This is a genomic window from Pseudomonas sp. D4002 (assembly GCF_013385665.1).
Taxonomy (GTDB): Bacteria; Pseudomonadota; Gammaproteobacteria; order Pseudomonadales; family Pseudomonadaceae; genus Aquipseudomonas.
The window spans coordinates 26,260-45,696 of the sequence record NZ_JACAPN010000019.1 but is presented as its reverse complement, the minus strand read 5'-3'; the positions used below and the strand labels follow the sequence as shown (position 1 = coordinate 45,696).

General features: G+C 59.4%; 16 protein-coding genes and 1 pseudogene. 9 read left to right on the top strand and 8 right to left on the bottom strand.

Annotated features, from left to right (window positions below):
• Positions 1–8 precede the first annotated feature (8 nt).
• Positions 9–773 carry a methyl-accepting chemotaxis protein gene (locus HX824_RS32925; RefSeq protein WP_371132408.1) on the bottom strand — a complete coding sequence of 255 codons (765 nt, stop codon included), beginning with the start codon at positions 771–773 and terminating at the stop codon, positions 9–11.
• Between the two features lie 93 nt (positions 774–866).
• Positions 867–1,898: pseudogene (locus HX824_RS32920) on the bottom strand (cache domain-containing protein); the annotation flags it as partial.
• Between the two features lie 196 nt (positions 1,899–2,094).
• Between HX824_RS32920 and HX824_RS14065 the strand changes: the two are divergent.
• The gene (locus tag HX824_RS14065; protein WP_008432355.1) at positions 2,095–3,573 is read left to right on the top strand and encodes a helicase HerA-like domain-containing protein; all 1,479 of its coding nucleotides are present in this window, start codon (positions 2,095–2,097) and stop codon (positions 3,571–3,573) included.
• Positions 3,574–3,694: 121 nt separating this feature from the next.
• On the opposite strand, the gene HX824_RS14060 is transcribed toward HX824_RS14065, so the two are convergent.
• Positions 3,695–4,150, bottom strand: a complete 456-nt coding sequence (locus tag HX824_RS14060) for a DUF721 domain-containing protein (RefSeq protein WP_177054687.1) — start codon at positions 4,148–4,150, stop codon at positions 3,695–3,697.
• A gap of 305 nt (positions 4,151–4,455) precedes the next feature.
• Here HX824_RS14060 and secA point away from each other — a divergent pair, with 305 nt between their 5' ends.
• The 3 genes from secA (at position 4,456) to HX824_RS14045 (ending at position 9,517) form a co-directional block, all read left to right on the top strand.
• Positions 4,456–7,191, top strand: a complete 2,736-nt coding sequence (gene secA / locus HX824_RS14055) for a preprotein translocase subunit SecA (RefSeq protein WP_087693541.1) — start codon at positions 4,456–4,458, stop codon at positions 7,189–7,191.
• 122 nt (positions 7,192–7,313) lie between these two features.
• Positions 7,314–8,531 carry a bifunctional glutamate N-acetyltransferase/amino-acid acetyltransferase ArgJ gene (gene argJ / locus HX824_RS14050; protein ID WP_008432361.1) on the top strand — a complete coding sequence of 406 codons (1,218 nt, stop codon included), beginning with the start codon at positions 7,314–7,316 and terminating at the stop codon, positions 8,529–8,531.
• 41 nt (positions 8,532–8,572) lie between these two features.
• Positions 8,573–9,517: a Nudix family hydrolase gene (locus HX824_RS14045; protein WP_102369787.1), complete on the top strand. Its 945-nt coding sequence runs from the start codon at positions 8,573–8,575 to the stop codon at positions 9,515–9,517.
• Between the two features lie 148 nt (positions 9,518–9,665).
• On the opposite strand, the gene HX824_RS14040 is transcribed toward HX824_RS14045, so the two are convergent.
• Genes HX824_RS14040 through HX824_RS14030 form a run of 3 tightly spaced genes read right to left on the bottom strand, consistent with a single transcriptional unit; the run spans position 9,666 to position 13,247 of the window.
• Complete coding sequence (locus tag HX824_RS14040) at positions 9,666–10,244, bottom strand: cob(I)yrinic acid a,c-diamide adenosyltransferase (protein WP_008432363.1); 579 nt, start codon at positions 10,242–10,244, stop codon at positions 9,666–9,668.
• Between the two features lie 2 nt (positions 10,245–10,246).
• Positions 10,247–12,283 carry an ATP-binding protein gene (locus HX824_RS14035; RefSeq protein WP_003209782.1) on the bottom strand — a complete coding sequence of 679 codons (2,037 nt, stop codon included), beginning with the start codon at positions 12,281–12,283 and terminating at the stop codon, positions 10,247–10,249.
• A 46-nt stretch (positions 12,284–12,329) separates the two neighbouring features.
• Positions 12,330–13,247: a putative 2-dehydropantoate 2-reductase gene (locus tag HX824_RS14030; RefSeq protein ID WP_177054686.1), complete on the bottom strand. Its 918-nt coding sequence runs from the start codon at positions 13,245–13,247 to the stop codon at positions 12,330–12,332.
• A 126-nt stretch (positions 13,248–13,373) separates the two neighbouring features.
• On the opposite strand from HX824_RS14030, the gene HX824_RS14025 reads away from it, so the two are divergent.
• On the top strand, positions 13,374–13,859 hold the full coding sequence (locus HX824_RS14025; RefSeq protein WP_003209785.1) for a YajQ family cyclic di-GMP-binding protein: 486 nt from the start codon (positions 13,374–13,376) through the stop codon (positions 13,857–13,859).
• Positions 13,860–13,993: 134 nt separating this feature from the next.
• Positions 13,994–14,836: a mechanosensitive ion channel family protein gene (locus HX824_RS14020; RefSeq protein WP_003209787.1), complete on the top strand. Its 843-nt coding sequence runs from the start codon at positions 13,994–13,996 to the stop codon at positions 14,834–14,836.
• Between the two features lie 191 nt (positions 14,837–15,027).
• On the opposite strand, the gene HX824_RS14015 is transcribed toward HX824_RS14020, so the two are convergent.
• Entirely contained in the window at positions 15,028–16,299 is a 1,272-nt protein-coding gene (locus tag HX824_RS14015) for an OprD family porin (RefSeq protein WP_003209790.1), read from the bottom strand.
• Positions 16,300–17,182: 883 nt separating this feature from the next.
• On the opposite strand from HX824_RS14015, the gene HX824_RS14010 reads away from it, so the two are divergent.
• Together HX824_RS14010 and HX824_RS14005 are read left to right on the top strand one after the other, a co-directional pair.
• The gene (locus HX824_RS14010) at positions 17,183–17,608 is read left to right on the top strand and encodes an HIT domain-containing protein (RefSeq protein WP_003209794.1); all 426 of its coding nucleotides are present in this window, start codon (positions 17,183–17,185) and stop codon (positions 17,606–17,608) included.
• A 3-nt stretch (positions 17,609–17,611) separates the two neighbouring features.
• On the top strand, positions 17,612–17,818 hold the full coding sequence (locus HX824_RS14005) for a SlyX family protein (protein WP_003209796.1): 207 nt from the start codon (positions 17,612–17,614) through the stop codon (positions 17,816–17,818).
• An 85-nt stretch (positions 17,819–17,903) separates the two neighbouring features.
• Here HX824_RS14005 and HX824_RS32805 read toward each other — a convergent pair whose 3' ends face one another.
• Positions 17,904–18,506 carry a cold-shock protein gene (locus HX824_RS32805; RefSeq protein ID WP_003209798.1) on the bottom strand — a complete coding sequence of 201 codons (603 nt, stop codon included), beginning with the start codon at positions 18,504–18,506 and terminating at the stop codon, positions 17,904–17,906.
• Between the two features lie 428 nt (positions 18,507–18,934).
• Here HX824_RS32805 and HX824_RS13995 point away from each other — a divergent pair, with 428 nt between their 5' ends.
• Entirely contained in the window at positions 18,935–19,408 is a 474-nt protein-coding gene (locus HX824_RS13995) for a Dps family protein (RefSeq protein WP_003209800.1), read from the top strand.
• Positions 19,409–19,437: the final 29 nt, after the last annotated feature.

The following is a 19,437-nucleotide window of genomic DNA, read 5'->3' as shown; positions in this document are numbered from 1 at the left end:
CGGCGGGATCAAATCCGGAAACTACCCACCAGTTGTTTCAAGCGCGCCGCTTGCTGTTCCAGGTCGGAACAGGCCCGCAAGGTTGATTGCAGGTTTTCCACACCTTCCTGATTGAGGGTGTTGATCTCGGTGATGTCCATGTTGATTGACTCCACCACCGAGGTCTGTTCCTCGGTAGCGGTGGCTACCGACTGGTTCATCCCGTCAATTTCGCCGATGCGCTGGGTCACGCTGTTCAGGCGCTCGCCCGCCAGGTTGGCGATTTCCACACTGTCCTGGCTGTGCCGCTGGCTTTCGCTCATGGTGCTGACCGAATCCCGGGCGCCGACTTGCAGCTCCTCGATCATCTTCTGCACCTGCTGCGCCGACTCCTGGGTGCGGTGCGCCAGGTTGCGCACTTCATCGGCCACCACCGCAAAGCCGCGCCCGGCTTCCCCGGCCCGTGCGGCTTCAATCGCCGCGTTGAGGGCCAGCAGGTTGGTTTGCTGGGAAATGCTGGTGATCACTTCCAGAATCTGCCCGATGTTCACTGTCTTGCTGTTAAGCGCTTCGATATTGGTGCTGGAGGCGCTGATCATCTGCGACAACTGGTTCATCGCCTTGATATTGCGTTCCACCACCTGCTGACCGTCTTCGGCCAAGTGCCGGGCGTCGCTGGCCTGGTTGGAGGCCTGTGCGGCGTTGCGGGCGATTTCCTGGGCGGCGGCCCCCAGCTCGTTGATCGCGGCCGCGACGCTGTTGGTCCGGTTGGCCTGCTCGTCGGAATTGACCATCGAGGAATTGGAGGCGCTGACCACCCGCAGGGCCACTTCATTGACCTGCTCGGTGGCCGAGGAAACTTCGCGAATCGAGGTGTGAATCCGCTCCACGAAGCGATTGAAAGCGCTGCCAAGCACGCCGAATTCGTCGTGGTTCTGGATGGTCAGGCGGCGGGTCAGGTCGCCTTCACCGTCGGCGATGTCTTCCATGGCGCGGGTCATGACGTGCAGTGGCTGCAGGAGGATGCGAATCAGCATGCCCAGCAGGGCGATGATGATGACCACGGCGATGATCGTGGCGATGATCGCCGAGGTGCGGAATTCGCTGAGCATGGCGAAGGATTTATCTTTATCCACCGACAGGCCGAGGTACCAGTTCACCGAGGGCAGGCCCTTGATCGGGGTAAAGGTGACGATACGTGTCTTGCCGTTTACCTCGACTTCACTGAAGTCGCTGCTGATTCGGGGGGTGTTGTTCGGATACACGTCGGCCAGGGTTTTCATCACCAGGCTCTTGTCCGGGTGTACCAGCACTTTGCCGTCGGCACTGACCAGGAAGGCATAACCCATGCCGCCGAAGTTCAGGGCACCGATGTTGTCTACCAGGGTTTGCAGGCTCAGGTCGCCGCCCACCACGCCGACACTCTGGCCGGCCTTGGTGCTGGGGGTGGCGATGGAGATGATCAACTGGCCGGTGGCCGCGTCAATGTAGGGTTCGGTCAGGGTTGAGCCGTTGCTGCCCTGCGCGCCCTTGTACCAGGGGCGTACCCGTGGGTCGAAGCCGTCGGGCATCTTGGTATCGGGGCGGATGACGAAGCCGCCCTTGCTGTCGCCAAGGTACGTGGCCATGAACGAGGACGTCAGGGCCTTCTGTTCCAGGAGGCTGGCGACGCTGGTTGAATCCGGGTTGATGGCGATGTTCTGTGCGGCGCTTTCTATCAGCACAATGCGCCCGGTAAGCCAGGTCTGGATGTTGCTGGCAGTGACATCGCCCATTTCATGCAGGTAGTTGTTCAGGTCGTCGCGAATCGCATTACGCTGCAAGTAGTCGTTGTAGAGGGTAAACAACGCAAAGGCGGCAATGACGACAAGAGCGGCGGCAAGCAGGATTTTATGGCTGAAACGCAGATTTTTATTCATGGCTTGTGGGGTCCGCTATGGTCTTAATATCCGATGCACGTCCTTCTGGGACGCGCGGAATGGCTGCGTCAAAAAAAGTGTGATATTTCCATCTGCTCCTGCAGGAATTATCCGGCCTGTTTTTCCAAGACTTTTTGGGTCTCTCGCTTTATCTGTATCGACCATTCAGCGCCAAAGATTAACCATGGGTGACAAAATGCCTGACTCCTCGCAACTCATTATTGGTGCAGATCTTCAGGGCCAGCCGATTGCCCAGTCGATGCGCCTGGCCAACCGCCACGGCCTGATCGCAGGCGCCACCGGCACCGGCAAGACCGTGACCTTGCAGCGCCTGGCGGAAGCCTTCAGCGACGCCGGCGTCGCGGTATTTGCCGCCGATATCAAGGGTGACCTGTGTGGCCTGGGCGCTGCGGCCAACCCTCAGGGCAAGGTCGCCGAGCGCATAGCCGGCATGCCTTTCCTTAATTACACGCCCAAGGCGTATCCGGTGACGTTGTGGGATATCCACGGCCAGTCCGGTCATCCGTTGCGCACCACCATGAGTGAAATGGGCCCGCTGTTGCTCGGCAGCCTGTTGGAGCTCACCGACAGCCAGCAATCGGCCCTCTACGCAGCCTTCAAGGTGGCCGATCGTGAAGGCCTGTTGTTGCTGGACCTCAAGGACCTCAAGGCGCTGCTGAACCATTTGCGCTATCACCCGGAGTTGCTCGGGGAAGACGCGGCCTTGATGACCACCGGTTCCAGCCAGGCGCTGTTGCGGCGCCTGGCGGTGCTGGAGCAGCAGGGTGCCGAAGCGTTGTTCGGCGAGCCGGCGCTGCAACTCGAAGACATCCTGCAACCGGCCAGTGACGGCCGCGGGCGTATTCATCTATTGGACGCCAGCCGGCTGGTGCATGAGGCGCCGAAGGTCTACGCGACCTTCCTGCTTTGGCTGTTGGCCGAACTGTTCGAGCAACTGCCGGAACGTGGCGATGCCGACAAGCCGCTGCTGGCGCTGTTTTTCGATGAGGCGCATCTGTTGTTTGCCGACACCCCCAAGGCCCTGCAGGATCGCCTGGAGCAAGTGGTGCGGCTGATTCGCTCGAAAGGCGTCGGTGTGTATTTCGTCACCCAGTCTCCCGGGGACTTGCCGGACACCGTGCTGGCGCAACTCGGCTTGCGCATCCAGCACGGGCTGCGGGCGTTCACCACCAAGGAGCAGAAGTCCCTGCGGGCGGTGGCCGATGGTTTCCGGCCCAATCCGGCATTTGATGCGCTGGCGGTGCTGACCGAGTTGGGTACAGGTGAGGCATTGGTGGGAACCTTGCAGGAAAAGGGGACGCCTGAAGTAGTCCAACGCGTACTGGTAGCACCGCCGCAATCGCGGATCGGGCCACTGAGCGAAGCTGAGCGGGCAGCACTGATTGCCAGTTCGCCATTGCAGGGGCGTTATGACAAGCCGATTGACCGTGAGTCGGCGTACGAAGTGCTGATGGCGCGCAAGGACTTGGGCCCGCAAGAGGATTCGACGCCCGCCGCTGAAGAGCCAAGCTTTACCGACAAGGCCGGTGCGTTCCTCGGTACTACGGCAGGCAAGGCACTGAAATCGGCGATGCAACAGGCGGCCAATCAGATGGGCCGGCAGTTGGTGCGCGGGTTACTGGGGTCTTTGTTAGGCGGCAGCAAACGTAAATAACGATGGGATCAAATGTGGGAGCGGGCTTGCTCGCGAAAGCGGTGGATCAGTCAATATATCCAGTGACTGACACGCCACCTTCGCGAGCAAGCCCGCTCCCACACTTGGTTCTACGCCGGTCTCAGGTTTTGGGTTTGGCGTGAGCGGCCAGCCGCTCCAGCGCAGCGCGTAAATTCGGATCGGTAATCCCGTCTGCCGTGGCCTGAATGGTTTCGGCGGCGATTTCCGACAAATCCATCGTGTGCCCCACCGCACCTTGCGGCACGGTCGGCGGTTGCACCTTGAACTGGATGCGCGTCAGGCTGGCGAATTCGTCGAAGGCCATCAATTGGCGCTGCAAACGTTTCTGCTGGTAGCGCAGGCGCGTCGCCCAATGGCCGTCGGTGACGATCAGCAGCAGATTGCCCTCGCGCCACGAGGCCACATGGCAGTGTTCGCGGGCGGCGGGCTGCAGTTGGCTTTCTACCAGGCGTTGCAGATGACCAAGGCGTTGCGCATGGCCGAAGATGGCTTTTAAAGGCTTGGTTTCGCGAAGCAACACGGCGGGAGCTCGGGCCGTAAGAGGGCGAAATGCCATGACTAGACACCTTAAGTAACAGAGAGGCCATGGTAGCAGAAAGCGTCTGCGACACCGCCGCCATTGCATTACCGGCAGTTTATCCATTAAATCAACGAGTAACTTATTGCCCGAATGGGTTGAAGTTCAGCAAAAAGCCCTTATTTTAAACAAGCCCTCCAAGAGCGCCGTGCCAGCATCGTGGAATAACGCCACTTTCCTCACCCACGTTTCCGGGTAGAATGCTCGTTCGCATGCGGCCGTGAGGGCTGCTCGGGCGACTCACGGGGCGCCCTCCATCCCTATGTGTGGAAGAACCTGCCGATATGTTTGCGCCTTTGTTAAAGAAACTTTTTGGAAGCAAGAATGAGCGCGAAGTCAAACGCATGCTCAAGACGGTGCAGCTGGTCAATGCCTTCGAAGAGCAGATGGTTGCCCTTTCGGACGAGCAATTGCGCGCCAAGACCGAAGAGTTCAAGGCCCGCATAGCCAAAGGTGAAACCCTCGACAAGCTGCTTCCCGAAGCCTTTGCGGTCGCCCGTGAAGCCGGTAAGCGTGTCATGGGCATGCGCCACTTCGACGTCCAGTTGATCGGCGGCATGACCTTGCATGAAGGCATGATTGCCGAAATGCGTACCGGTGAAGGCAAGACCCTGGTAGCTACCCTGGGCGTTTACCTCAACGCATTGTCCGGCAAGGGCGTGCACGTTGTGACGGTGAACGACTACCTCGCCCGCCGGGATGCCAACTGGATGCGTCCGCTGTACGAATTCCTCGGCCTGACCGTCGGCGTTGTCACGCCGTTCCAGCCGCCGGAAGAGAAGCGCGCCGCCTACGCTGCCGACATCACCTACGGTACCAACAACGAATTCGGTTTCGACTACCTGCGCGACAACATGGCGTTCAGCATGGAAGAAAAATTCCAGCGCGAACTCAATTTTGCCGTGATCGACGAAGTCGACTCCATCCTGATCGACGAAGCCCGTACCCCGCTGATCATCTCCGGTCAGGCCGAGGACAGCTCGCGCCTGTACACCGAGATCAACAAGCTGATCCCGCGCCTTGAGCAACACATCGAGGAAGTGGAAGGCGTGGTGACCAAAGAAGGTCACTTCACCATCGACGAGAAGACCCGCCAGGTCGAACTCAACGAAGCCGGTCACCAGTTCGTCGAAGACATGCTGACCCAGATCGGCCTGCTGGCCGAAGGCGAGAGCCTGTACTCGGCGCACAACCTGGGCCTGTTGACCCACGTGTATGCCGGCCTGCGCGCCCACAAGCTGTTCCATCGCAACGTTGAATACATCGTGCAGGACGGCCAGGTCGTACTGGTCGACGAACACACCGGTCGTACCATGCCGGGTCGCCGTTTGTCGGAAGGCCTGCACCAGGCGATCGAAGCCAAGGAAGTCCTGAACATCCAGGCTGAAAGCCAGACCCTGGCCTCGACCACCTTCCAGAACTACTTCCGTCTGTACAACAAACTGTCCGGCATGACCGGTACAGCCGACACCGAAGCGTTCGAATTCCACCAGATCTACGGTCTGTCGGTGATGGTTATCCCGCCGAACAAGCCGCTGGCGCGTAAAGACTTCAACGACCTGGTGTTCCTGACCGCCGACGAGAAATACGCTGCAATCGTCGCCGACATCAAGGAATGCATGGCCCAGGGCCGTCCAGTGCTGGTGGGTACTGCCACCATCGAAACTTCCGAGCACATGTCCAGCTTGCTGGCCAAGGAAGGCATCGAGCACAAGGTCCTCAACGCCAAGTTCCACGAAAAAGAAGCCGAGATCATTGCCCAGGCCGGTCGCCCGGGCGCACTGACCATCGCCACCAACATGGCCGGTCGTGGTACCGACATCCTGTTGGGCGGTAACTGGGAAGTGGAAGTTGCGTCCCTGGACAACCCGACCCCAGAGCAGATCGCGCAGATCAAGGCCGACTGGCAGAAGCGCCACCAGCAAGTGCTGGAGTCCGGCGGCTTGCAGGTGATCGCGTCCGAGCGTCACGAATCGCGCCGTATCGACAACCAGCTGCGTGGTCGTGCCGGTCGTCAGGGTGACGCCGGTTCCAGCCGTTTCTACCTGTCCCTGGAAGACAGCCTGATGCGCATCTTCGCCTCGGATCGGGTGAAGAACTTCATGAAAGCCCTGGGCATGCAGTCCGGTGAGGCGATTGAACACCGCATGGTGACCAACGCCATCGAGAAAGCCCAGCGCAAGGTAGAAGGCCGTAACTTCGACATTCGTAAGCAACTGCTCGAGTTCGATGACGTCAACAACGAACAGCGTAAAGTGATTTATCACATGCGTAACAGCTTGTTGGCCGCCACCAACATCGGCGAGACCATTGCCGATTTCCGCCAGGACGTGCTCAACGCCACCGTCAGCGCCCATATCCCGCCACAGTCCCTGCCTGAGCAGTGGGATGTTGCCGGCCTGGAAGCTGCGTTGAAGAGCGACTTCGGTGTCGACTTGCCGGTCCAGCAATGGCTCGACGAAGACGACCACCTGTACGAAGAAACCCTGCGCGAGAAGCTCATGACCGAGCTGCTGGCCGCTTACAACGAGAAAGAAGAGCAGGCGAGTGCCGAAGCACTGCGCACCTTCGAGAAGCAAATCGTACTGCGCGTGCTGGACGACCTGTGGAAAGACCACCTGTCGACCATGGACCACCTGCGTCACGGCATCCACTTGCGTGGCTACGCCCAGAAGAACCCGAAGCAGGAGTACAAGCGCGAGTCGTTCACGCTGTTCTCCGAACTGCTGGATTCGATCAAGCGCGATTCGATTCGTGTGCTGTCCCACGTTCAGGTGCGTCGCGAAGACCCGATCGAGGAAGAAGCTCGCTTGCGTCAGGAAGCCGAGGCACTGGCTGCGCGCATGCAGTTCCAGCACGACGAAGCGCCTGGTCTTGAGGCTCCGGAAGTATTGGGCGAAGAGGTCGATGTGGCCCTGGCCCAGGCCCCGGTGCGCAACGAACAGAAGCTGGGCCGCAACGAACTGTGCTGGTGCGGTTCGGGCAAGAAGTTCAAACACTGCCACGGCGAAATCAACTAAGATTTTCGCCTGACGCTGCAACACCCCCGCGCCGCGACCGGCATCAGCCGTCGCGGCGTTTTGCCATTTCGTCACCGTCGATAGCGACGGGGTACACACCCAATATTTTTAGGAGCGCATTCATGGCTGTTGGTCTTGGTCCTTTGCCCACGTTGCACCCGGTTGCCGGTTTTGAACTCGGTATCGCTTCGGCGGGCATCAAGCGCCCGGGGCGCAAGGATGTGGTGGTGATGCGCTGTGCCGAAGGCTCGACCGTCGCGGGTGTGTTCACCCTGAACGCGTTTTGCGCCGCGCCCGTGATTCTGGCCAAGCAGCGTGTCGAAGGCCCGGTGCGTTACCTTTTGACCAACACCGGCAATGCCAACGCCGGGACCGGCGAGCCTGGCCTGGCCGCCGCTGCCCGCACCTGCGCCAAGCTGGCGGAGCTGACCGGCGTGGAGGCCAGCCAGGTGCTACCGTACTCCACCGGCGTGATCGGTGAGCCGCTGCCGGTAGAGAAAATCGAAGGCGCGCTGCAAGCAGCGCTGGATGACCTGTCGGTGGATAACTGGGCGGCTGCGGCTACCGGGATCATGACCACCGATACTCTGCCAAAAGGCGCCAGCCGTCAGTTTGTGCACGAAGGCGTGACCGTTACCGTCACGGGCATCAGCAAAGGCGCCGGCATGATTCGCCCGAACATGGCGACCATGCTGGGCTATATCGCCACCGACGCCAAAGTCTCCCGTGACGTGCTGCAAAACCTGATGCTCGACGGCGCCAACAAGTCCTTCAACCGCATCACCATCGACGGCGACACCTCGACCAACGATTGCTGCATGTTGATCGCCACCGGCCAGGCTGACCTGCCGGAAATCACCTCGTCCAACGGCGCGTATTTCGCCGCGTTGAAGCAGGCGGTGTTCGAAGTGTGCATGGACGTGGCCCAGGCCATCGTGCGCGACGGCGAAGGCGCCACCAAGTTTGTGACGGTTGAAGTCAACGGCGGCGGTAACCACCAGGAATGCCTGGATGTCGGTTACACCGTGGCTCACTCGCCGCTGATCAAGACCGCGCTGTTTGCCTCCGACCCGAACTGGGGCCGTATCCTGGCCGCTGTGGGCCGTGCCGGCGTGCCGAATCTGGACGTGAGCAAGATCGACGTGTTCCTCGGCGAAGTGTGCATCGCCAGCCGTGGCGCCCGGGCCGAGACGTACACCGAAGCCCAGGGTTCGGCGGTGATGCAGCAGGAAGAAATCACCATCCGTATCGAATTGGGTCGCGGTGAGTGCAGCGAAACCATCTGGACCACTGACCTGTCCCACGAGTACGTGAAGATCAACGCGGAATACCGCACCTGATACCAGGCAGGTCTTCAAACCGATTCAGAGGAAATAGTGCGGTGAAACGAGTTCATGTAGCAGCAGCGGTCATCCGGGGTGTCGACGGCAGGATTCTGCTGGCGCGCCGCGCCGATACCCAGCATCAGGGCGGCCTCTGGGAGTTTCCCGGTGGCAAGGTGGAGGCCGATGAGTCGGTCGCTACCGCGCTGTCCCGTGAATTGCAGGAGGAGCTGGGCATCCAGGTCACGGCGGCTCGCCCGTTGATCAAGGTGCAGCATGATTACCCGGACAAACAGGTGTTGCTGGATGTCTGGGAAGTCTCGGCCTTTACCGGCGAGCCCCACGGTGCCGAAGGCCAACCCCTTGAGTGGGTGGCCCAGCGGGACCTGCCGAACTATGAGTTTCCGGCAGCCAATGCGCCGATCGTTGCGGCGGCGCGTTTACCGGCTGACTACTTGATCACTCCGGGCGAGCTGGAGACACCCGTCCTGCTGCGCGGTATTCAAAAAGCCATCGCTGGTGGCATCAAACTGGTTCAGCTGCGTGCCCCCAACGGTTACGACCCCAAGTACCGTGACCTGGCGGTGGACGCCGTGGGCCTGTGTGCGGGCAAGGCGCAACTGATGCTCAAGGGGCCGTTTGAATGGCTGGGGGATTTTCCCGCGGCCGGCTGGCATATGACCTCGGCGCAACTGCGCAAGTACGCCAGCAAGGGACGTCCTTTGCCGAAGGATCGCTGGTTGGCGGCGTCTTGCCACAATGCTGAGGAATTAGCCTTGGCGGAGTTGATGGACGTGGATTTCGTCACCTTGTCGCCGGTGCAGCCGACCCAGACTCATCCTGATGCCGAGCCGTTGGGCTGGGAGCAGGCACAGCAGTTGATCAGTGGGTTCAGCAAGCCGGTGTTCTTGCTCGGTGGGGTGGGTCCTGCTGAGCGGGAAAAGGCCTGGGAGGCTGGTGCTCAAGGTGTGGCGGGGATTCGGGCGTTCTGGCCTGAGGTTTAGGCATAACCCTGGCGAGTGGCCAGGGGAGCTGTTGTGGCGAGGGAGCTTGCTCCCGCTGGAGTGCGCAGCGCTCCCGCTTTTTTGGGGCCGCTACGCAGCCCAGCGGGAGCAAGCTCCCTCGCCACAGGTTGCAATCGGTCAGTAAGCGTCAGTGCGGCTTTGCCGCCGCCTGCCACAAGATCTCTGCAACGCCCTGGCGCTTGGCAATCACCCTGGCTGCCACAAAGAGCAAGTCCGACAGCCGGTTGATGTACGCCAACCCGACGCCTTCCAGCGGTTCCTCTGCATTCAGGTGCTGACACCGGCGCTCCGCACTACGAGCCAGGCTTCGGCATACATGGGCCTGGGCAATCAACGCCGAACCACCCGGCAGAATGAAGTTCTCCAGCGGCCCGACCTCTTCATTCCAGCGATCGATCGCTGCCTCAAGCCGGTCGACTTCCGCCGCGTTCAGCGCCTTGTACACCGGCATCGCCAATTCGCCGCCCAGGTCAAACAGACGATGCTGGCAAGGTGTCAGCACCTCGATCACATCCTTCAACGCTGGATGCTGCCCGCTTTGTTCCTCCAATCCCGCCAGCAACAAACCCAACTGGCTGTTCAGCGCATCCACCTCGCCAATCGCCTCCACCCGTGGATGGTCCTTGGGCACGCGGCGACCGTCGCCCAGGCCGGTTTCGCCCTTGTCGCCGGTACGGGTGTAAATTTTCGACAGGCGAAAGCCCATGGTTAGCGCTCCAGTTGAGTGAGTTCGTTGGGTGGCAATTGGCTGCCCGCCAGGGGCAGGCGCAAGGTGAAGCAGGTACCCTGGCCAAGGGTCGAATGCACTTCCATCTGCCCCTTGTGATTGTTGGTGATGATGAAATACGAAACCGACAACCCAAGCCCGGTGCCCTGGCCGATTTCCTTGGTGGTGAAGAACGGCTCAAACGTGCGTTTGCGCACGTTCTCGCTCATACCGATGCCGTTGTCTTCCACCTGGATTTCTGCCCACGGCGGGTTGAGCCGGGTGCGCAGGATGATCCGGCCGGGCTCGCTGCCGTCTTCGCGCTGATGAATCGCCTGGGCGGCGTTTTTCAGCAGGTTGAGCAGTACTTGCTCCAGTTCGTTGGCGGTGCCGGGGACCGGGCCCAGTTGCGGGTCGAACTGGCGGATGATCGCCTGGCCCTTGAAGTCGAAGCCGACGGTGAGGTCGAAGTCGTTGCCGGCAATTTCCACGGCCTGATCGATCAAGGCCGGCAAGTCGCACGGCGCCATCTGCCGGTTGCTGCGGCGGCTGAAGCTGAGCATATGAGTGACGATTTTCGCCGCCCGGGCGCCAGCCTGCTGGATGCCGTCGAGCAACTGTGGCACTTCGCGGCTTTGCAGGTAGCGGTTGACCGAGTCCAGGTCGATGCCCGCCTGTTCGGCGTGCTCGAGGTTTTTCGGCAGTTCGTTGGACAACCGGCGGCGAATGTTCTGCACGTTATGCAGGATCGCTCCCAACGGGTTGTTGATTTCGTGCGCCATGCCGGCGGCCAGGCCACCGACCGAGAGCATTTTCTCTGACTGCACCATCATTTCTTCCAGGGACAGGCGCTGGGTGATGTCGTCGATCCGGATCACCACGCCGCGTCCGGCACCGCCCATCAACGGGTAGAAGGTCAGGGCGTAGTGCTTGGGTTCGTCATCCTTGACCCAGGTAACGCGCTCGATCCGCTCTACGGTGTGTTGCTCTACCGTGGCCTTGATCTGCGGCAGGAACGGCTTGAGCGGCTGGAAGGCGAGGAAGATCGGCTGGTTCAGCGCCTCGTCCAGGCGGGTCCCGGAAAGTGCGCTGGCTTCCTGGTTCCACTGGGTGACGTAGAGTTGTTCGTCGAGGGCGATCAGCGCCGAGGGCATCGAGTCGATGATGCTGTTGAGGTAGTTCTGGAAGCCGGTGAGCTTTTTCTCGATCTTGCTGCGCACCTGGACTTCCAGTTCCAGCTTGCGATTGGTGTGGCGGGTTTCTTCCGCCAAGCCCTGGGCTTGATCGTAGGCGGCCTGGGAATCGTCTCGCGCGCGCTTGAGTTGCTGCTCACGGGCTTCAATGCGCGAAAGCATGGTGTTGAAAGCTTCGGCGAGGCTGCCGATTTCATCATGATTGCCGCGACCGGCGCGCAGGGCGTAGTTCTCTTCCCGGGTGACCTGGCGCGACAATTCTTCCAGTTCATGGATCGGCCGGGTAATCAGGCGCTTGATCTGCCGGGCGATCACCAGCCACAGCAGCACGCTGAAGATCAGGATACCCAGGCTGGCGGTGAAGGTCCCGGTATAGAAAGCCACCGGCAGTTCGCTGCTGGCCACCAACAGCAAGTGCCCGGACGGTTTGCCGGCACGGGGCAGGGTGATCACCTGGTTGCTGCGAAATTCGGTGGTACGCCAGGTTTCAATGTCCCGGAAATTATCTGGCAGGTGCAGGCGATTGGCATGTTGCAGCTGGGCCAGGCGCGTGCCATCTCCGTCGTATAAGGCCGCGGCCCGCAATGGCGAGTAGCTGGTCAGTTCATCCAGCAGGGTTTGCGCCTTGAGCGGTGAGTCCAGGGACTCGGCGGCGAGCGACGGGTTGGACACCAGCCGACCGATGGCCTGCAAGGCCTGGGGCGCCATGCTTTCCTGGGAGATCCAGTAGGCGGCGCTGATAAAGGTCAGGTTGGCCACCAGCAAGACGGTGGTCAACAAAACCAGCAGGGCCGCCAGCAGTTTCTGCCCAACCGGTAGATTTTCGAGACGCTGGCGCAGTGGCATCAAGGTTTTCGCTGCAAAGGAACAAGCAGGCAGGGTAGCGCGTGCTTCAGTCGCTGGGCAATCCGCGTGCAGACAGTTGCCGTACCAGGCGCGCCTGGAGTTGTTGCAGGTGCGGCAAGCTCAGTTGGTGGCGGGCGGCCGCCTGGCAGGCGTAGCCCAGCAAATAGCTGATTTCGGTGCGTCGGGCACTGGCCACGTCCTGGTACATCGAGGAGTAATTGGCCGCCGTGGCCTGGATTACCCGTTCCACTTCGCTGTGCAAATCCTCTGCGGCAGCGGGTTGGCCGCAGCATTCCAGCAGGTCGGCGAGTTCGGCGCACAGGGTGGCCACTTCGCACTGATGGTCTTGCAGCTCGCCATTGCGACATTGGTAAAGCACGGTCAGCGGGTTGATGGCGCAGTTCAGGGCCAGTTTGCGCCACAGGCGGGTGAGGATGTCGGTGCTCCACTCATGGGGAATGCCGGCGGCATGCAGGTCATCCAGCCACAGCGGCGGAGTAGGGTGCCGAGCATCCCCCAGCCAGGTGTAGCCATGGCCGGCAAACACTACTCGCCAGTCACTCTCGCGAAACGCGCCTTCGGTGCTGGAGGCGAAGATGCAGCGTGCCTGGGGCAGTTGGGCGGCGACTGCGTCCTGGCTGCCCAGCCCGTTTTGCAACAGGATCAGTTCGGCGTCCGGCACCAGTCGATGTTCCAGCTGTGCGACGGCTTCCTGGGCGTCGTAGGCCTTGCATGCCACCAGCAGGCGATGAATTGGCCCAGGGCTGTCGGAGGTTTCGCCGACGACCGGGTAGGTGTGAGCCACGCCTTGCTCGACCAGGGTCAGGCCATTGGCCGTCTGATAACTCGCCAACCGCCTGTGATCCCGCAGGATCAGGCACACGGGCAGCCCGGCGCGGGCCAGGCGGGCGGCCCACAGTGTTCCGAGGCTGCCGGCGCCGAGGACGTGCCAGGTGGTCGACATCAGTTTTTACTCCGTAAGGCTGCCCGCAGTGAACGAGGCGAAAGAACCGCTATAATGCCCGGGCATTTTAGCCCGGGCGTGCTCCATCTCTACTGAGCCGCGCCCCTTTTTTATTGGAGAAATTACATGCCGTCGTTCGACGTGGTATCCGAACTGGACAAACATGAAGTCACCAACGCCGTCGAGAACGCCGTCAAGGAGCTGGATCGCCGCTATGACTTGAAGGGCAAGGGCAGCTTCGAGTTCAAGGAAAAAGAGCTGACCGTCAACCTGACCGCGGAAGCCGACTTCCAGCTGGAAGCGATGATTGAGATCCTCAAGCTGTCTCTGGTCAAGCGCAAGATCGACGCGCAATGCCTCGAAATCAAGGATGCCTATGCGTCCGGCAAGCTGATGAAGCAGGAAGCCGTGCTCAAGGAAGGCATCGACAAGGAGCTGGCGAAGAAAATCGTCGCTCACGTCAAGGACGCCAAGCTCAAGGTCCAGGCCGCCATCCAGGGCGAGCAGGTGCGTATCACCGGCAAGAAGCGTGACGATTTGCAGGAGGCCATTGCTGCCCTGCGCGCCAAGACCTTCGACATGCCGCTGCAGTTCAATAACTTCCGCGACTGAGTGGACCCCTCGGGAACCTGTGGACGTTTTTGACGTCCCACGCCCAGAACCTGCAGAAACGATTGAGCCCTTCGGGGCTCATTTGTTATGTGGGGATTGATAAGGCCGCACATCCGGCAAACAGGAGAATGTAGATGGACTTGAACGCTGAAGTGGATCACTTGATCAAGACCTCGGAGTCGTGGTTACCGATGATCATGGAATACGGCAGCCGATTTTTGCTGGCAGTGGTCACCCTGGCCATCGGTTGGTGGCTGATCAACGTCTTGACCCACCGGGTAGGGCGTTTGCTGGCATTGCGTAATGCTGACCTGGCGCTGCAACACTTCATTACCAGCCTTGCGAACATTGCGCTCAAGGTCATGCTGGTGGTCAACGTGGCCTCGATGATCGGCGTCGCAACCACCTCGTTCGTTGCCGCGATCGGCGCCGCCACCCTGGCCATCGGCCTGGCCTTGCAAGGCAGCCTGGCGAACTTCGCCGGCGGCGTGCTGATTCTGTTGTTCCGTCCGTTCCGCATTGGTGACTGGATCGAAGCCCAGGGCACTTCCGGTACCGTCGACAGCATTCAGATCTTCCACACCGTGTTGCGCACCGGCGACAACAAGACGGTGATCATCCCGAACGGCAGCCTGTCCAACGGCCTCATCACCAACACCAACCGTCAGCCGACCCGCAAGGTGGTGTTTGACGTGGGGGTCGACTATGAAGCCGACCTGCAGAAAGCACGTGAAGTGCTGCTGGAACTGGCCAAGGATCCACGTGTATTGGCTGATCCTGCGCCGGCAGCGGTAGTTTCGACCTTGGGCGACAGTTCGATCACGGTATCCCTGCGAGTCTGGACCAAGACTTCGGATTACTGGGATGTGATGTTCATGTTCAATGAACTGGCACGTGACCGTTTGAAAGCGGCGGGGATTGATATTCCGTTTCCACAACGGGTTATTCGCGTCATGCAGGAAAGTGCTGGGAAGTAATAGTGTGACTGGATGATTAAACCTGGCCGATGTGTCAGGTTTGTTACGCAGGATTAAACTAGATAGTTAGCTTGCTAGTTATCCGGTTGTTGAGATTAAGTTGCAATAAAAAAGCCGCTCACTTGCGAACAAGTGAGCGGCTTTTTAGTTAGGGCCGAAACCCTAAGTCATCGTTGTAATCAAACTGCCAATTACAAGATGTTCAGCGGGTATTGCGCGATCAGACGCAGTTCGTCGATGGACGCCGAACCGTAGTACACACCATCGCTGGAGCGATAAGTGGCTTGACGCACGCGCAGGCTCAGGTCTTTTGCCGGGCCGCTCTGGATCACGTACTTGGCTTCGATGTCACGTTCCCACTCTTTGCCGTTCGAGGTGTCGGCGGTGTTGGCGCCGGTACCTTTGACGTAGCGAGTCATGAAGCTCAGGCCTGGTACGCCGAAAGTCGCCATGTTCAGGTCGTAGCGAGCCTGGAACGACTTCTCGTCTTCAGCGTTGAAGTCGGAACGAGCGATGGAGTTGGCAAGGAAGATCGTGCCGCCGCCGTCTACGCCGTAGCCGTAGTCACCGTCACCGCTGACCTTCTGGTAGGCCAGGGTAAAGGTGTGAGCCTGGATGGTGTACGCGCCTTGCAAGCTGTAGGCACGGTTGTCCAGTTTGGTGGTGCCGTCTTTCTCAGCCCGTTGCAGGCCAGCGCCATCACTTTTGGTGCTGTAGATGTTGAAGTCGACTGCCAGGGACTGCTCATTGCTGAGCGCATGGGTCCAGTTCAGGTTGGCGTAGGTTTTTTTCCAGTAGTCTTCGGTCTTCGCGTAGTAGAGGCTGGCGCTGACTTCTGGAGTCAGGGCGTAGACACCACCGATGAAGTCGGTTTTTGTCAGGCCCAGGCTGTCGCGGTAGGTCTGGGCTTGTGCCACGCTCGAAGTGAAGTGACCGCCTTCAAGTTTCAGGCCTTTGATCTCGTTGCTGGTCAGCGAGATACCCTGTGGCAATTCAGGCAGCAGACGGCTGTCATCGGAAGCGAATACAGGCGCGGTGGTGTACTGGTCGCCGATTTTCAGGACCGTATCGGAGATACGGAACTTAACTGCGCCGCCGCCCTTGGAGTAATCATCCTGAGCGCGACCGTCGGAGCCAGTTGGAAACAGGCCAGTGCCGGAACGACCCTTGCCGCTGTCCAGTTTGACGCCCAACAGACCGATGACGTCGACACCCACACCGATGGTGCCTTGGGTGAAGCCCGACTGGTACAGGCCGTTGAAGCCCAGACCGGTTTCGTCGACGCGGCTCTTGCCGGTGTCATTGTTACGGAAGTCGCGGCTAAAGTTCAGGAGGCGAGTGTTGATGCTGAAAGTGCTGTCTTCAACAAAGCCCTTGGAATCGTCCTGGGAGGACGCCATTGCGAACTGCGAGGTGCCTGCTGAAACAGCCAGGGCGATCATGCTCCACTTCATCACGCGCATCGTGATTTGCTCCTTTGGTTTTAGGAAGAGTACTGCCGTCCCACCTATATTTTTGTCTGGGCGGCTCTTTCTTTTTTGTGTCGGCGCAAAGTTATATCACGCAGACATTATTGACGATACTTGCACATCTATCCTTTCAGCTTCTTTACGGGCCTGTCGTAAATTGCTAGCTCCATGTCGCAAATTCACAGTCCACTTGTAACCGGACTGACAACTTCAATGCTGTTTAAAAACCTTGGAAGCGGGGTGGAAAAGTCACCCCTGAAAGTTTCAATTCATCCCTGTCAGGCATTGAACCGCTGTTATTTTCCGTCGCGAAACACCTGCTTCCCGCCGGTGCCGTTGTCGACGATATGGGTGTGAATGCAACAAGCGTGCACAAACCCGTAACCGAATGTGATTTTTTCGTGAAAAGTGTCAACGGCCTGTAAAAACCGCATAAGCACGGGCTTTTTACGCCGTTTGGTTTGGCCTTGACGCGCCTGCCGTACTCCGGTTTGGTGGCGAATAAAACCTGTACGAGAGCAAAACGTTACCGGTTCACCCCGTTCGGTGGGTAGTTGGCGGATCCCTTTGAAGCACAAATGGGTCATTTTGGTGCAGTGCTTCACTGACTGCGTTTCTGCTCCCGTTCACCCTTGGCCTTTTGAAAGCCGTCTGGCTCAAGGTCTTGAAGCATGTTCTGCGTCCCGACTTTGACCAGAATTGGATACATTGGTCATTTAGCGTAGCTGAAATATTGGCCTGTCTCGAAATGGTGCGCTTTTTTTCGTGGCGTCCTGTTTGGGCGCGTATTCGGCCACGCGCATTCGCCGTGAAGCGACCGGCATTCGCAGGTATGCTGGGCGCCTGAAACCTGACCCGCCGAACGGGAGTGACTGCTGTGTTCGCCTTAGATCCACGCCTTCAACAAGACACCTTGCCTATCGGGGATTTCCCCCTGTGTCGGCTGCTGCTTTCCAATGACTCGAATTACCCCTGGTTCATCCTGGTGCCGCGCATCGACGGTATCAGCGAAGTGTTTCAACTGGATGTCGCCGACCAGCAGCGGGTGTGGCAGGAAAGCACGGCGCTGGCACAGTGGCTGAACGAAGGGTTCGGCGCCGACAAGATGAATATCGGTGCCTTGGGTAATGTGGTCAGCCAACTGCACGTGCATGTGATCGTACGCAAGCGCGACGACGCGGCCTGGCCTGCGCCGGTCTGGGGCAAGCACCCGGCGAAGCCTTACAGTGACGAGCAAGTGGTGGCAATTCGTGCGCGCCTGCGCGAGATCCTGCCGGCCGACTTCACGTTCCTGGAGGCTTGAGCCATGGATCTTCAAGCCCGCGTGACCGACCTGGAAAGCCGCCTGGCCTTTCAGGACGACACCATCGAGACCCTGAATGACATCCTGGTCACCCAGCAGCGTGCGGTGGAACGCCTGCAGTTGCAGATGACTGCGTTGCTCAAGCGCCAGGAAGAAATGGGCGGCCAGTTCGAGTCGTCCGAGGAAGAGGCGCCGCCGCCTCATTATTAATAAGGCAGGGGTTGACCCCCCGGGCATAAAAAAACCGCGATGCAGCCAGGCTGCATCGCGGTTTCTTTTTTTCGGGGTGCTGGAATCAGCGACGCGGCAATGCGGCGATCACATCTTCAGCTTGCAGCCCCTTGTCACGGTTCATGACGGAGAACTCCACGCGCTGGCCTTCCACCAGTACGCGATGGCCTTCGCCGCGAATCGCCCGGAAGTGGACGAAGATATCGTCGCCCGAATCCCGGGAAATAAAGCCGAAGCCCTTGGAGGTGTTGAACCACTTGACGGTCCCGGTATCCCGGTTGGTCATGTCGTAGCTTTGCGACGCAGCGGCCGGGGAGGAGCGGTAAAAACTGATGGCCAGATGAAGAACGATGGCGACCAGTGCTATTGCCAGGCTGAGCAGGACGGCCGGGTGGCCACCCACTTCAGGCATAGGCGCCAGCAGGGTGAGGGTTTGCACGACAACAGCCAGGACCAGCAGGGCGCTGACCAGGTTTTGCAGTTGATGACGCGGGCCTTTGTTCCAGTATGGAATGACTGGAGCCAGTGTCAGGTTAAGAAGACCAAAGAAGGTCAGGTAGAGAGCGTCAGGTTGCTGCAGGTAAGGCAGGGTCTCTGATCGCAGGCTGGGGATAAAGGACAGCAGCAAAGCTGCAGCGCCCGTTAGCAGGTGGACGATTTTCAACATTTTGATTAACTCACGTTAAGACGGATCACAAGGAAGAGCTGACGGGCACGGTTCGCTTCTGAACAATGGGAGGCGTTGGGCACGTGCACGGGTATCAGCCTATGCCGCTTGCCGCGAAAAATATCGGCGGCGACACGCTGCCTATTTAACAGCAAAGCCTGTGCCTACTCAAATCAAGCATTTCAGGCTGTTACAAGGGGCACGGCATTTCTGCGTCAAACACTTGTCCTAGACAGGTGCAGGCTTTTTCGCAGGTGCTGGGTAATTTTTCCGGTAGCTGTTGAAGCCTTGCCTGTCGGGCAAGCCCGCTCTGCAAGGGGCGATTTGCCGCACCTCGAAAGGGTCAGCCAGGCTGCGCACGGCCGGCACTCTTGCTAGAGTGGTCCTGCACCTGATCAATGAATTTTTATCAATTGAAGGGGAAACACATGGCAATCGATATTGGTATCAGTGAAGAAGACCGTAAATCAATCGTTGATGGACTTTCGCGACTGCTTTCCGATACCTATGTACTTTACCTGAAGACCCACAACTTCCATTGGAACGTAACGGGGCCCATGTTTCGTACACTGCACTTGATGTTTGAAGAGCAGTACAACGAACTGGCGCTGGCGGTGGATTCAATCGCAGAGCGTATTCGTGCCCTGGGCTTTCCCGCACCGGGTGCCTACTCGGTGTATGCGCGACTTTCTTCGATCAAGGAAGAAGAGGGTGTGCCGAGCGCTGAAGACATGATCAAGCAACTGGTCGAAGGCCAGGAAGCGGTGACTCGCACAGCTCGGGGGATCTTCCCGTTGTTGGATAAAGTCAGTGATGAACCGACGGCGGACTTGCTGACCCAGCGTATGCAAGTGCATGAAAAGACCGCATGGATGTTGCGTTCCCTGCTCGAAAACAAATAACACCGGTGGCGGGAGGGCGTCGAGCTGAC